The 16,200-nt window shown below is 56.7% G+C and carries 7 protein-coding genes; 5 read left to right on the forward strand and 2 right to left on the reverse strand.

Going from position 1 to position 16,200, the window contains the following annotated elements; genetic code table 11:
• On the reverse strand, positions 1–7,739 hold a 7,739-nt coding region (locus AC07VH_RS28735), incomplete at its 3' end, for a hypothetical protein (RefSeq protein WP_494804043.1).
• A 378-nt stretch (positions 7,740–8,117) separates the two neighbouring features.
• Positions 8,118–8,438 carry an H-NS histone family protein gene (locus AC07VH_RS28740; protein WP_494789528.1) on the reverse strand — a complete coding sequence of 107 codons (321 nt, stop codon included), beginning with the start codon at positions 8,436–8,438 and terminating at the stop codon, positions 8,118–8,120.
• Positions 8,439–8,659: 221 nt separating this feature from the next.
• Here AC07VH_RS28740 and AC07VH_RS28745 point away from each other — a divergent pair, with 221 nt between their 5' ends.
• From AC07VH_RS28745 to AC07VH_RS28765, 5 genes are all read left to right on the forward strand, one after another.
• Positions 8,660–9,562 (forward strand): site-specific integrase, encoded by a 903-nt coding sequence (locus tag AC07VH_RS28745; protein WP_494789527.1) that lies wholly within the window; start codon positions 8,660–8,662, stop codon positions 9,560–9,562.
• 143 nt (positions 9,563–9,705) lie between these two features.
• Entirely contained in the window at positions 9,706–11,109 is a 1,404-nt protein-coding gene (locus AC07VH_RS28750; RefSeq protein WP_494789526.1) for a recombination directionality factor, read from the forward strand.
• A 2-nt stretch (positions 11,110–11,111) separates the two neighbouring features.
• Entirely contained in the window at positions 11,112–12,395 is a 1,284-nt protein-coding gene (locus tag AC07VH_RS28755) for a metallophosphoesterase family protein (RefSeq protein WP_494789525.1), read from the forward strand.
• Positions 12,396–12,455: 60 nt separating this feature from the next.
• On the forward strand, positions 12,456–14,873 hold the full coding sequence (locus AC07VH_RS28760; protein ID WP_494789524.1) for an AAA family ATPase: 2,418 nt from the start codon (positions 12,456–12,458) through the stop codon (positions 14,871–14,873).
• 327 nt (positions 14,874–15,200) lie between these two features.
• Positions 15,201–16,175: a hypothetical protein gene (locus AC07VH_RS28765; protein ID WP_489627733.1), complete on the forward strand. Its 975-nt coding sequence runs from the start codon at positions 15,201–15,203 to the stop codon at positions 16,173–16,175.
• Positions 16,176–16,200 lie beyond the last annotated feature (25 nt).

A 16,200-nucleotide genomic window follows, 5' to 3' on the forward strand; every position in this document is an offset into this window, starting at 1 on the left:
CCATTGACCTGCCGCGACTCCGTCCTGCTGCCGTCCTCCGCATAAGTGGTCAGCATCACATTGCCTTGCGCATCGGTGTGCGACACTTGCCGGCCCAGTCCATCAAAGACACTGCGCGTACCGTTACCAGCATAAATGCGTTGCTGCAGCTTTCCTGCCTGGTCGTACACGTAATCATTGGCCCCCTGCGTCACCAAGCCAACAGCCATAATCTGTTGCGTCAGTTTACCGGCGGCATCATAGGTGTACGTATTGACCACCGGATGCGATACACCCGCAGCATCTTGCCCAGTCGCCGACGATGTTTCGCGGATCAACAAGCCTCGATCATCATAGTCGCGCATGATTGACACGCCATTCGGGTCGGTCGAGCGTATCAGGCGGCCAGTCTTGTCGTACTCATAGGTGAATGTCTCTCCATTGATCTGCATGGATACCGTCTTGCCACCATCTGCGGCATAGGTAGTCAGCGTCACATTACCTTGCACGTCAATCATCGAGAGTGGACGATTCTGCCCATCATAGATACTGCGCGTACCCTTACCGGTATAAGTACGTTGCTGTAGATTGCCTGCTTGGTCGTACACATAGTCATTGATTTCCTGTGCCACCAGACCAACGGCCAGAATCGACTGCTTCAATCTGCCTGCATCGTCGTAGCTATATGTATTGATCACCGGATGCGATACGCCCGCTGCATCTTGCCCGGTCGCCGAGGATGTCTCGCGGATCAACAAGCCACGCTCATCATACTCAACCGTTTGCACCACGCCATCTGGATTGGTCGAGCGCAGCAAATGCCCCGTTTTATCGTACTCATAGGTGGACGTCTTGCCATTGATCTGCCGAAATTCCGTCCTGAAGCCGTCCGCACCAAAAGTGGTCAGCATCACGTTGCCTTGCGCATCGGTATGCGACACAAGCCGGTTCAGCTCATCGAAGACGCTGCGCGTACCATTGACGGAATAAGTGCGTTGTTGCAACGTTCCACCCTGACCATACACATAGTCGTTGCTTTCCTGCACTACCAGGCCCAACGCCAGAATCTGCTGCGTTATCCTGCCTGCCTCGTCGTAGCTAAGCGTATTGATCACCGGATGCAGTGCGCCAGACGCATCCTTTCCAGTCTCCGACGACGTCTCACGGGTTAACAAGCCGCGTGCATCATACTCGTACGTTTTCGTCACGCCGTCCAATGCGGCCGAGCGCAGCAAGTGGCCCGTTTTATCGTATTCATAGGTGGTCGTCTTGCCATTGACCTGCCGCGACTCTGTCCTGCTGCCGTCCTCCGCATACGTGGTCAGCATCACGTTGCCTTGCGCATCGGTATGCGACACTGGCCGGCCCAGTTCATCAAAGACACTGCGCGTACCATTCGCGGCATACGTTCGTTGCCGCAGCTTTCCAGCCTGGTCGTATACGTAGTCATTGGTTCCCTGTGTCACCAGGCCAACGGCCGTGATCAACTGCGTCAGTTTGCCGGCAGCATCGTAGGTGTACGTATTGATCACCGGATACGATATTCCCGCTGCATCTTGCCCGGTCGCCGATGACGTTTGACGGATAAGTAGGCCGCGCGTATCATATTCGTTCAGTATCGAGACACCATCTACACCGGTCATGCGAATCAAACGACCAGCATTGTCATACGCATATGTTTCATAGTTTGTTTCGCCGTGAAATCTGATGGACACTACCTTGCTGCCATCAGCTTCATAGGCCGTCGACGTCACATTGCCCTGCGTGTCAATCATTGAAAGCGGACGATTCTGTCCATCATAGATGCTGCGCGTATCTTTACCGGCATACGTACGCTGCTGCAGATTGCCAGCCTGATCGTACACATAGTCATTAGTTTCCTGCGCCACCAGACCAACGGCCAGAATCGACTGCGTCAATCTGCCTGCATCGTCGTAGCTATATGTATTGATCACCGGATGCGATACACCCGCTGCATCGTTCCCAGTCGCCGACGACGTCTCGCGGATCAGCAAGCCTCGGTCATCATAGTCGCGCATGATTGACACGCCGTCCGGGTCGGTCGATCGGATCAGGTGGCCAGTCTTGTCGTACTCATAGGTACTTGTCTTGCCATTGACCTGCATGGATACCGTCTTGCCACCATCTACCCCATAGCTTGTCTGCGTGACATGACCCTGGACATCGGTCTCGGAGACTGGCCGGTTCTGTCCATCGTAAACAGTCTTGCTACCATTGACAGCATACGTGCGTTGCTGCAGCTTTCCATTCTGGTCGTATACAAAATCGACGGTTGCCTGCGCTACCAGTCCAACGGCCATGATCTGCTGCGTCATTCTGCCTGCGGCATCATAGCTAATCGTATTGATCACTGGATGTGATACGCCCGCTGCGTCCTTTCCGGTTTCCGACGACGTTTCGCGGATCATCAAGCCGCGCGCGTCATACTCGTACGTTTTCACCACGCCGACCGGGTCGACCAATCGCGTCAGGCGGTCAGCTTTATCGTACTCATAGGTGCTAGACTGGCCATGAATGTCCCGCGCCTCTGTACGGCTGCCGTCCGCCGCGTAGGTAGCCAGTATGACATTGCCTTGCGCATCGGTATGCGATACACGCCGGTCCAGTCCATCGAAAATATCGCGCCGTCCATTACCAACATAAGTGCGTTGCTGGAGTTTTCCATCCTGGCCGTACACATAATCGTTGCTCTCCTGTGTGACCAGGCCAACGGCTTCAATCTTCTGCGTCAATCTGCCGGCAGTATCATAGCTGTACGTATTAACTACCCGATGCAATGCGCCAGACGCATCCGCCCCGGTTTCCAGCAATGTCTCGCGGATCAGCAAGCCGCGTGCATCATACACGCGCAGTGCCGATGTATCGTCCGGAATTGCCGGCTGAACCAACTGACCGGATTGATCGTATTCATAGATAGTCGTCTTGCCGTCGACCTGTTTTGACACGATCTTGCCACCATCTACCCCATAGCTTGTCTGCGTGACATTACCCTGAGCATCGACCTCGGAGACCGGCCGGTTCTGTCCATCGTAAACAGTCTTGCTACCATTGACAGCATACGTGCGTTGCTGCAGCTTTCCATTCTGGTCGTATACAAAATCGACGGTTGCCTGCGCTACCAGTCCAACGGCCATGATCTGCTGCGTCATTCTGCCTGCGGCATCATAGCTAATCGTATTGATTATCGGATGCGATACGCCCGCTGCATCCTTTCCGGTTTCCGACGACGTTTCGCAAATCATCAAGCCGCGCACGTCATACTCGTATGTTTTCACCACGCCGTCCGGGTCGACCAATCGCGTCAGGCGGTCAGCTTTATCGTAGTCATAGGTGCTAGACTTGCCATTGAACTGCCGCGCCTCTGTACGGCTGCCGTCCGCCGCGTAGGTGGCCAGTATGACATTGCCTTGCGCATCGGCATACGATACACGCCGGTCGAGTCCATCGAAAATTTCGCGCCTGCCATTACCAACATAAGTGCGTTGCTGGAGTTTTCCATCCTGGCCGTACACATAATCGTTGCTCTCTTGTGTGACCAGGCCAACGGCTTCAATCTTCTGCGTCAATCTGCCGGCAGTATCATAGCTGTACGTATTAACTACCCGATGCAAGGCGCCAGACGCATCCGCCCCGGTTTCCAGCAATGTCTCGCGGATCAGCAAGCCGCGCGCATCATACACGCGCAGTGCCGATGTATCGTCCGGAATTGCCGGCTGAACCAGCTGACCGGATTGATCGTATTCATAGATAGTCGTCTTGCCGTCGACCTGTTTTGACACGATCTTGCCACCATCTACCCCATAGCTGGTCAGCGTGACATTGCCCTGGGCATCGGTCTCAGAAACTGGCCGGTCCACTCCATCGTAGATAGTCCGGCTACCATGCAATGTATAAATGCGGTGCTGCAACTTGCCTGCTTCGTCATAGGCATAATCAGTACGCTCTTGCGCGACCAGGCCAAGGGCCAGCACCTTTTGCGTCATCCTGCCGGCGGCGTCGTAGCTATACGTATTGACCACCGGATGCAATGCGCCAGACGCATCTACCCCGGTCTTCGGCAGAGTTTCGCGCAGCAACCGCCCGCGTGCATCGTATTCGGACAGCGTGATCTCTCCGCTGATTTCCTTCGATATCGTCTTGCCGCCATCGGCCGCATAGGTGGTCAGCGTCACAACGCCTTGTACATCAGTCAACGCCACGACACGCCCCAGTGCATCCGTGACGACGCGGGTACTGCTGCTGACAAAAGTCTGCAGCGTTACTTTTCCAGCCAGGTCATACTCATACTCCCGGCTCTCTTGTGCCTTCAGGCCCACTGACGTAATCTGTTGCGTCAGCCTACCCGCAAAGTCATAGGTCAGCCGGTTGACAACGGGACGCAGGACGCCAGTGGCATCGAGTCCGGTGCGCGGGTAGGTCATGCTAAATTGCAAGCCCCGAGCATCATACGTCGCGTCGGTGAACCGCCCCAAGGAATCAATCATCCGTACGCGGTCGCCAAACCCGTCGTACTCGTATTTCCTGGTGGAGATATTGCCGCTAAACATTTCCACCAGGCGACCAGCACGGTCATAAGCGGTTCTGCTTGTCACCGCGTTGCCTGTCGCAACGAACTCAGGTAATGCACCGACTGTTGCCGACGATAAAAGGGTAACGGCGATTTGATTTCTCACCACCTGTGTTTGATTGCCGGTATATGTAATACCAGTCGCACTTCCCTGCGCGCTTACCTCAAGTACAAGCCGCTGCTGCTGATCAAAATAGTTATACCTGGACTTGCCTGCGCCATCGGTTACTTTCACGACATTGCCGAACGCATCGTAGGTATTCGTCTCCACGGTATCGATAGCAGAATCCGGCTGCAACGCGGCCTCGATCTGCGCCACCGTCCACGTCATCGCTGAATTAAATGCACGCAATGGCAACGCATAGCGCACCGACTGAATCACGTGACCATCGGCATCTTTGGCAAGACGCGTCACGTAGCCCATCACGTCTATGCTGTATGACAATCTTTTTCCTGAGTCAACGACAGTCATGCTGACAATGTCACGCAGGGGATCCGGACGCAATTGAGATGCGACTTGGGCCAGCTCATAGATGGTGCTGCGATTGACGAGCGATGCCAGCTGGTTTGCGTAGAGCGCACTGCGTACCACATTCCCTGCGCCATCGTACCAATATTGGGTAACCGTACCGACCACATCGATCGCATACACTTTTTGACTGGCATCGTTAAATACAAAGCTACGTATCCTGTCGCCGGCCCCTACTGTCACAGCTAACAGATCGCCAGGGTTCCATGCCGAGCCTACCAAAGGACTGGCATACGCAATCTGCTTTGCCAGATTTCCCCATTGGTCATACAGATACTGCGTCACGAAGCCATCCACGTCGGCAGTGTAAGCAAGGTGACCCGCCGCGTCATAACGATTGACCGTTCGGATATCGGCTGCCGCATCTTGCCGTGCCTGCAACTGCTGCGCTACTTCAGCCAAGGACAGCGGCTGGCCAAGGTCCACCGGATGGGCGTACACAGTGCGCACTAGGACATTGCCACGCTCGTCATAGCGTTGTTCGATCACTTTGCCACCAGCACCGATGCTATAGATCACATTCCCGGCTTCATCGAGCAGCTGATAACTCACCACATCACGCAAGGCATCGGCCTGGGGCGAAGGCAGCGAATCAGGCAACGCCACCAATGCCGCCAGCGCATCGGACGTCAGACGATTTGCGTAAGCTGTCTGCTTGACAACATTGCCTTCATATTGGATCTGAATCACCACGCCAGCTTCAGCTATACGCCAGGCAACGCGGCCACTTGGATCATAAATGACAGACCGATGCTGGGATGGACTAATCGTCTGCTGCAAACGGCTGTCTGCATCATAGGAATAGTCAATTTGATCCAGTTCCTGGCCTGCTGCGTTACTGCGCATGACAGATAACACGGCTCCCGTACGGTCATACACCGAGGTCATTAGTGCCGCGCTCGTCGAGCCCGCCACAACTTGCCGCCCGTCTGCATCGTAACTCGTCAAGGTAACGTTTCCTTGCGGGTCCATGCTCGAGAGCAGACGCCCATTGACATCGTAGGTGTAACGGGTGACCTGGCCAGTGCCGTCCATGCTTTGCAGCATGCGGCCACTTTGGTCATACACATAGCGCTGCTGCGTCTGCGTGGAGGGAACACCCAACCCGGCAGCATCAACCGCGCCATAACTTGTGGCGCGAATCAGCAGGCCCCGCACATCGTATGCATACTCCTCGCGCAGTGTGGCCGATTTGTCCGCAATGCCGTCTACCCAGGCGGCCAGCTGCGCCTCGCCCGGCACCGCCGTTGCAGAAAGTGTGCCGATGTCGTAGCCATTGCCCGCATACTGAATGCTGACGGCACGTTCGCCATTGGCGTTATAACGGTACTCCGCCACCCGCCCTTGTGGGGATATCTGGAAGCGCAGGCGCCCTACCGCGTCATAGACATAGTGCACAGTCTGCGCTTGGTCTGGTACGGCGCCATTTGGATCGGCAATCTGGGACGTCGTTTCCGTCAGCAACAGGTTGCGCACCGGGTCATAGGTCCGCGTGATGGTGTTGCCCAGCGCATCGCGCTGCAGAATCTGGTTCCCATTGGCGTCGTATTGCATTTCCAATGTGTTGCCGCGCGCGTCCGCGCTACGGATTACATTGCCCTGCTCGTCATAGACATAGGTATGCTGCGCAGCCGGTGTGGTCACGCCAGTGAGCTGGCCTTGCGCATCGTAGGCATACACGCTGACGGTACCGAGCGCATCGGTCACGCGTGTGGCATTATTGACAAGGTCGTATGCCAGCTGCGTGCGCTGGCCCTGGCCGTCGGTCACCGAGGTCACGCGCCAGTCATTGCCGTACTGCTGATAGGTGAACGCCAGCGCCGTGCCATCGGTCTGCGTCACGCTGGCGATGCGTTCGCTGTCGCCGTCATAAGCATACATGGTGACCGTGGCATCGCCATCCGCAATGCTATTATCGTCCGGCGTCAGGTCGGTGCTCACCGAGGTCAGGCGATGCTGCGCATCATAGCCATAGCGCACCCGCGTCAGTGTTTCTCCACTCGCCAGCACATCGCGCACCTGCGTCAGATCGCCGCTGCTGTACTCGAACCAGCTCGTATCGCCGCTGGCCGTCACTACGCGCGCGAGCAATCCGCTATCTGCATCGTAGAAATAACTGAGCTGGTGACTGTTCTCGTCCGCAGACGATAGGATGCGGCCGTGCTGGGCGGCGTCGTACACTTCGCGCACCTTGCCATCGCCTGCGCTCCAGGTCCAGCGCTGCGCTGCTGCGTCATACTCCAGGGTATGGAAGGCGCCGGCGCCATCGGTCGACACATACACGCCACGCGCCTCGTCATAGCGATACAGTGCTTCGCTGCCATCTCCGGCAATACGTACCACTGTGCTGCCAGTGCCGTTGATCACACCCGTGACAGCGCTGATTTCGCGGCTCAGGCCAAATTTCCAGTGCTGGCCCATCGCTCCTTGAGCGTTATACGTGCGTGTCAAGGATAAATCGACACCGCGCGACGCGATAAAGTCATCCCGCTGTTGCATGACAATGTTGCCATTGGAAACATTCAGGTAGCCATTTTCCTGGCTCTTGCCGATACCGGCGGTACCAAACGCGCCTTGCTGCCCCAGCGTCGCCGACGAACCGCCCAACAAACCCAGAGTGTTACCGCTGACAATCGCTACCATCTGTTTCCCCTGTCGTTATGCCCGTCGCATGACGAGCACAATATTGATGTTTGGGGGGGATTGTCCGAAGAGGAGCGACGACAAATCTGCCATCTGCCACTAGGCATACAACCTATTCGAGAGCAATCCACCGCTCTTGAACAAGGTATCCAGATAATTCAGCAATTGTTTAGGTGATTTTTGAATTATTTAAGGACTCAATCAATGTAAGGTAGAAAAATCAGAGCTTAAACAGGGTGCCCAGCAATACTGAAGTTGGTTTTTAGCGGATTCAGTGAGCAACACGCTAGATGTCTAGCTCCTCACAGGCGACAAACTCTAACGACATAATCATAGTCTCATTAACTTCCAACCCATATCCTGTAGCCAGATAAACAGCTAAATGCGTATACCTTCAAGCGAATGATGCTTCTCCAGCCAAGACTTGACCCACAAAGGTTGGCGCCCTCGACCGCTCCACTGCTGGTCTTGACTATCAGGGTTGCGATACAGAGCAGCCACTGCTTTCTTTCCCCCCTTTGCTGCATTTTTTGGTACGCCGGCGATCAACTGCGTCAGCGGCACACCGACCCGTTGTGCAATCGCCAGCATTTCGGTACGGGCTTTTTCCAGCTCGCCTTTTTGTCGGGCCTTGATTTCTTGAACTGCTTGCGCTTCGAGCTTTTTTAACTCAGGCAATGATAATGATGAGATATCCATACGAACTCCTTGAAAGTACTACAAATTTTGGATGACGCCTGTATGTGACTTGAGCACGCATGCCAAGTGCAATTTATTCTAAAACATTTCGTTCGTGCTTTCGCAGTCTTCTTTCTCCTTGTACCATCGAAACACCTTGTTTAAAGGGGCCATTTCGACTGGAGCCATGCAACTGGCCCGGCAACAATCGTGGAAATCACCGTTGCCACGAAGGCCGAAGTATGGAACCACGATCCCCTTCTTTCGCATCGACCTGGCTTCTGGCCATGCTTCAGGGACAGACCTATGATGAGATCGCAGCGCGGTTCCGTGTAACCAAGTCGACGGTGTCCAAATCCGTCACCGATTTGGCGCGGGATCTACAGTCAGTCGTAGGTGTGATCGGCATCGACGAAGACAGTGCTCCCACCGCCCACGTGATACGAGCGCATGCAAAAGACTACCTGGAGGCGTTGGAACACTTCGTGCCGCTGGCGAAACAGGCCGCCACAACCTCACCGCCGATCATTACCCAGGCACACGTTGACCAGCTGGTGCTGCACACGGCACGGCATAGCCGCTGCAAACAGCGCGATATCGCCCTTCTCCTCATGCTTATCCATACCGGCGCACGTCCGAATGAGATCGCCAGATTGACCGTTGCCGATTACGTCGATGCGGCGGGCCAGCACCGCTCTCCTTCATGGCTGCCGGCAAGTGCCGCTTCGAATGGCATAGCACGCCCGCTTCTGCTTCGCGACGCAACAGTCCTGTACTGGCTCGACGCCTATTTGGCGTGGCGCCTGGCTGCTGGATTCGGTGTCAGCGATCGGAGCGAATACCGGGGACTCCAGGGCGAAAGTAGCCTGTTTCTCAGCCGGACCGGTGAGTCGTTTAGTTCGTCATCGACGAAAGCTGCTGCCGAAAAGGGGTTGCACGATGTCCTGCAGCGTATCTTCCGCTATGCCAATCTGCCTGGCCTGGGTGTGCTGTACGCGCGCCGCTCCGTCGCGCATCGCCTGCACGCCGACTGCTGCACACCCGAGGAGATCGCGTTTTATCTTGGGACACGCACCGGTGCCGTGCGACGCTTGCTGTCGACGAGTAGCCACAAGCCACCGCATCGAGACACCTCCGGCACTTGAATACGATCTGATCTTGCCATCGCTCGAACTACCTAGGTTCGCTCGCTCCGTAGCGAAGCGTCTGAGCAAGGATCACGGGGTTGACTCGCTACCGGCCAATGAGAGGATGGTTCATCGCTTATTTTTATGTGAAGGAGACCATCATGGATAAGGAAATCGTCAATCGCTCGCTTCCGCAAGGCGCTCCGCCAACGGTCCTTGGCGAACGGCCGGCCCGCATTCCCACGGGCGGCACGATTCGGGCCGGCATCAAAGTGCTGACCAAGGCGGCCGCGAACAATCCGCAAGCGAAGGCAATCTACGAGCAAGGGCTGGCCTCAAACTGTTCGTTTGAAGAGATCGGACAAAAGATTGCCGAGGCATTCCCGGACATCAAGACACCGCTGGTACCCAAAAATGTGGCCTGGTTCACCGTACGTCCGAATGACTTTCCCAATCCGGCCCTGGCAGCGCAGATTCTGGCGGCGTTTGGCGAAAATCGCGGCGACGGCGTCATCCGGCTATATCGTTTTCCAGTCATTTTCCCGGCCGACACCTGGCAATTGGTCATGCCACATGAACTGGCCGCCTGGGCGCGCAATGACAAGCGCTACTGGAGCGAATATGCGTCGGATGGCCATACGCGCTACTGCAAAATGTATGCCCCGGTTCGTTTTGATGAGCGCAGCCAACGCGTGGTGCGTACCTTCGGCGGGCGCCCAGTGCAACTACGGCCAGAAAACAATGGCGTCTGCGATCCAGAAAACTGTCCGGAATTTCAGAACCGGCAATGCAACCTGACCGGGAAATTCATTTTCTATATTCCGGGCATTGCCTCGATCGATGCTTTCGTCCTGCACACAAATAGTTTTTATGCCATGAGCCGCGCCATCGAGCGCTTTGAAACCATCTCCTTCATGCGCGGCGGCCGCCTGGCCGGTTTCCTCGATCAGCACCGCACGCCCTTCTATTTGAGTAAAAAGCTGCGCGATGTCTCGCATATCGATCCAAAAACCGGGCAATCCGTGCGCAGCGCACACTGGATCATCGAACTGGAAGCACCAATCGATGTCTCTTCCCTCCTGATCCAGCATGACGATGAAAGCGCTCTGCACCTGGCTGATCAGGCCGCCCATATCCTGCAGGGCAAAAACGAACAACAAGACGCGGCCTTAGCGTGTAGCGGTCCCGATGATGGATATGTCGTAACGCCGGAACAGGCTGCGGAGACCGGAGCATCTATACAGGAGCAGCCGGCCCCTGAATCCATGCAGTCTGCGTTACCTGCGCAGGACGCCCCATCTACCGACGATGAAGCGATCAGCACCCTGTTTGACCTGGCAGCGGCCTATGGCGTAGACCGGGATCGGTTTGGCCTCTTTGCTGACCGCCAATGGGGATCAGGCTGGAGGCGCAATGTAAATGGCCGCCAACGCGTGCTGGCGGAACTGGAACGCTATCAGAATGATCCGGAAGGCTTTTGTGACAAGGTCAACGCCCGCCTGCGCGCGTCGGACACGCCGTCATCCAGGCAGCGCGTGCCAACAGCGCCAGCCAAGGGAGAATAGTCATGCACATCGCTCATTTTTCCGATTTGCACTATGCAGTATCGACCTTGCCCGAGGTCGATAGGTGCTTCACCTATGCCGTAGACCAGGCAATCGCAAGACAGGCGGAAGTCGCCGTTATTACCGGCGACACCACCGATCATGCCCTGGATGCCCATTCGCCGGCGTTGATGGCGCTCGCGCGCCAGATCCGGCGCTTGGCCGATCATTGCCCGGTGCTGATGTTGCAGGGGACGTTTTCACACGAACCACCCGGTACGCTGGATCTATTTTCCCTGCTAGGGGGCCGTTATCCCATACACCTGGCCAACCGCCTGCAGCAGGTCATTCTCAACCGCCGGCGTGAATGGACGGCTTCCACACACTCGCGCTTCGATGCCAATGACTGGTGCGACTCGGACTGCGCTCTCCTCTGCTCGTGCGTTCCGACCATGAACAAGGCGAATTTGGCCGCCAGTGTCGGTGCGGAACAAGCCGGACAGGCCATGGGACACTATCTGACCGACCTCCTGGCCGGTTACGCGCCAGGCAATCTGCTGGCGCGCCAGCGGGGCATACCCACGATCGCACTCTCCCACGGTACCGTGATTGGCTGCATGGCAGAACATGGGGTGCCGATGGCGGGAATGGACCATGAATTTACCGCAGGCGCGCTGTTTCAGGCACAGGCCAATGCGTTCATGCTGGGGCATATTCACCTGCATCAAGCGTGGGACCACAACGGACAGGTGATCGCCTACCCCGGCTCCATTGGACGCTTGCATTACGGCGAACAAGGCAATAAGGGTTTCCTGATGTGGGAAGTCACCGCGGACAGCGCTAGCTGCGAACTCGTCGCAACGCCGGTTCGCCGCATGCTGGAGCTGGCGTTTGCCGGGCCACCGGAGATGGATGCACTGCACCAATACGTCGCTAACCACCCCATCGAAGGCGCCTGGGTGCGTATACGCTGGCAGTGCCTTGAGGAGGAGCGCGCCACCATCGACCGAGAAGCGATCACGGCACTGTTTCGTGGCGCGGCAGGCATCAAGCTCGAAGGCCGCGTGATCCCGATCACCCGTGCCAGAGCGGAGGGAATAGCACGCTGCCATCAACTTGAAGAGCAAGTGCATGCGTGGGCACAGCAGGTCGATACGCCAGCAGCTCCCCTATTGGCGTGCCTGGCCCAGCTAGCTATCCACTCACCCGCCGACATTGCGATGGCTGCGCTGTCACCAGGAACAGTTGCTGGCGACGCTTGGACAAACCGATGCAATGCTTCGCGAAGCGGGGTTGAGCAGCCTTGAGGTGCGCATCCCCCGCTTCATACTCAAGATCAGAAGACACTTTGACCAGGAGAGATCATCATGCGCCCCCTTTCCCTCACCTTGACGGGCTTCATCGGCATTCGCGACGGGATGAACAGAGAAACATTGACGCTCAATTTCGAGCGCCTCACGGCCGGCGCCCAGCTAGTGGCCATCGTCGGCCCGAACGGACGAGGAAAAACCACTGTGTTAGACAATATGACGCCCTATGCGACGATGCCATCCAAGGCAGGTGCTGACGGCCTTGGTAGCTTTTCCTACTATGACGAGGTGTATTTGCCGGCCAACCGCAAGGAACTCCTCTGGGAAATGGGGGAACAGAGATACCGTACACAGATCATCATTCGACTCAACGGCAAACGCCGGAGCGAGGCCTACCTGCATCAGCTCCGCGCCGGCGCATGGCAGCCCGTGCAACTGCCGGACGGCACCGTGTCCGATGGCCGGATGGAATCCTACCAACGCTGCATCGAGGATATCATCGGACCAGCTACCACTTTTTTTACTACGGCATTTTCAGCACAAAACAGGCGCCAACTGGCCCATTACCGCAACGCGGAAATCAAAGTACTATTGAGTGACCTGCTTGGACTGGAGCGCGTGCGTACCAAGGGTCTACAGGCTGCGGAGACAGCGAAACTGCTGCGCTGCGGGCTTTCCGGATTGCAGCAGGAGCGGCGCCTACTACTACAACAGATCAACGACAATCTCGAGGTATCACAGCAATTGAGCATGCCTGACGACGTGCTTGACACCCTACAACGCCGTAGGAAGGCAGCATTGGCAGAGCTGGATGAAGCCAAAAACTTCCTGGCAACACTCAAGGCGGAACAAGCCGTCGCTGCGACCTACGTGAACCAGCGCCAGCAGCTCAACCAAACACTGCAGGACCTGCGCGATCGGGTGCAAACACGCAATCAGCAAATCGACGAACGAGAACACGACCTCATCGCTGCAGGCCAGGCCATAATCCAACAGATCTTGCAGCGGCGGCACGAGCATGCGCAGGAATATCAAGCTGCAGTCAGCCGGCATGCGAACCTGCGGTTGCTCAACGCCGATCACCGACGCGTGACCCGCGCCGTTCACAGGCTGCCGATCCTGACACGCCTGCAGGAATACCGCAGCAATCATGCCGCAACCTGCCGTCAGTTGCATGATCGGCATATGGAAGCAGCCTCCCAGCGTGCACTCGCCATGCAAAATATCGATGCAATCAACAGGGAAATCGGTGAGGTGGTATGTCAAACCCGAGCATTGCACCAGCGTCTCTCGCTCACCGCCCTCGTTCCCTGCGCGGGAACCGCGCTACAAGGACAATGCCGGCTTCTCGAACACGCCCGCTCAGTCCGCCCCATCATTCCACAGTACGAGCGGTCCCTGCGCCGGTTGGAACACGCCCGGCGCCAGCAAACCGAGGTGCTGTCGCAACTGGACAAGCAAATCGCAGCAATGCCGGACACGGCAAAGCGCTTGGCGCGCGCACTACACCGCCTGGATAGAACTCGGGAAAGACGCTCAGCCAATCAGCAAGTCGCTGCGCGCGCCAGCGAGATCGAGCAGGCACGGGACAGCATCGACGATGTGATCCGCCGGATTCACCTGCTCGCGCAGGCCGTCGACCATGAAACGGATACCGAAAAACAGGAAAAAGCACGCATCGACAAGGATCTGGCAGCCATTGCAGCTGAGCGCGCTCAGATCGCACAGGGTATTCGCATAGAACGTGAGCGTATTGAACAGCAACTCTCCGCTCTGCCTTTGCCGTTCAATCCGATTCGACTCGCGCAGGCCGATCAGGAAATCGTTCATCGCACGGGTAGGCTGGCAGAGTGCGAAACACAACTGCACGAAGCGATCGGGCGCCAGCACCGCCTGACTGAGATTCAACGCCAGTTACTGGCTCAACGTCAAACGCTAGCATTGCTGGATGCCCGCATCGCTCATATTGAAGAGCAGACAGCAACCTGGTCTCTGTTCGCCACATGCATGGGGAACGATGGGGTCATCGCTTTGGCCATTGACGACGCGGGCCCCGCCCTGTCGATGCTCACGAACGATTTATTGATGGCGTGCTACGGGCCGCGCTTTACGGTATCCATTCGCACGCTGCTGGAGTCGGGCAAAGGGCAATCCAGGGAAGGATTTGACGTCATCGTGCACGACGCCAACACCGGCTTCGCCAAGAGCGCGTCCAAGATGAGCGGAGGCGAACGCGTCTGGATCAACGAATGCCTCACGCGCGCCATGGCCTTGTATCTGGCCCAGTCAAACAACCGGCGCAGCGAAACGCTCTTTTCGGACGAAGCAGATGGCGCCTTTGATACCGAACATAAACGCATGTTCCTTGCGATGAAGCGCCAGGTCATACAACTGGGTGGCTATCAACAAGAGTTTTTTATCTCACACACGCCAGAGCTGGCCGCATTGGCTGACGCCACCATCGATCTCATCTAGCCTGTTGCTTGCACATCAGGCACCATCACACCGCCCGGCAACCAGCCTGCCAGCGTGGTTTCATTTTCAAGAAAGACGGCATCTCACCGGCAGGCAATTCTTGTGCAACGCCTACGGCCAATCGCCGTCAACTCTCACGCCCGCTCGACTTCACTGCACCAGAATACGTCGGGAAATTTTACAGCTCGGCGTTTTATTCGTCTCACAACTATATAAACCGTTGATTAGTCGAGGAAAACTCGGGCGGCACGCAAATTGCTGAGTTCTGCTGTTGCCAGACGATGTCATGCGTTGTCGTCTCCTTTCCACTTCTCGGACGAGGTATCTGTGAAAAGTTTGCACATCCTGTCACGCCACATCGGGCATGGCCTGCTGCTCCTGGCATTGTCTGCGGGTATCCTCATCCCCGCGCCAGCTGCAGTCATCAATGTATCAACTACCAGCTCCCATGTCAGCGTCGGACAATCGTTCAACGTGCTGTTCGACGTACGAGGCCTCTCCAGTGCCCCCAATGACTCATTGAGTGGCTTTGACTTGGATATCGTCTTCGATCCGCTCACCGTGCGCTTGCTCAATGCCAGCTTCTTCGATCCCGCCAGTGGCACCAACCAGCTCGCATTCAGTGAAGCCGGGAGCTTCGGCTTTATTGGCCAAACCGCAATATCCGGCGGTGTCATTGACCTGTTCGGCATTTCTGGTAACAGTGCCGGGGTACTTGACGCCCGCCAGAACGATATTTTTCGCTTTGTAACCCTGACCTTCGAGACGCTGGCAAGCAGCCCAGGCACTTTCATCGGCGTCAATCTTGCCGATCCGGCGCTGCTGTTTACCGACAGCGGTGCCGGCGGGCTGCCCATTGCCTTCGATAACAGCAGCATTGGGATAGCGATCGGTCCCACGGCGGTTCCAGCACCATCCAGTTTTGCCCTCTGCATGGCTGGGATGATTGCCCTCCTGATAACAATGAGGCGCCGCCGTGTGGCCATCCTGCGGGCAGGCGGGATCAGCATCGCTCTGCTCACTTCGCTCGCCATGCCCGCACAGGCGCAGACCAGCACCAGCACCAGCACCAGCACCAGTACAACGCAACAACAAACGACACCGGTCAACCAGGAAGCCATCGATGGCGTCATCACGGCCATCCAAGGCCAGCGGCTCCAGGTACGCCTGAACAGTGGAAAATTAGTGTGGATGACAAGTACGACTTCCTTATCCTCTTCCCATGTCGGTAAGCGGCTCACTGGTATCGCTGTCCCTGCCGGCGATGGTCTCGTGCTCACCCAGGCCAGGTTCTTCAACTGAGCGATCTACTTCAACGGAGACAGCA

It is taken from the genome of Janthinobacterium sp. GW821-FHT03C10, assembly GCF_059420865.1.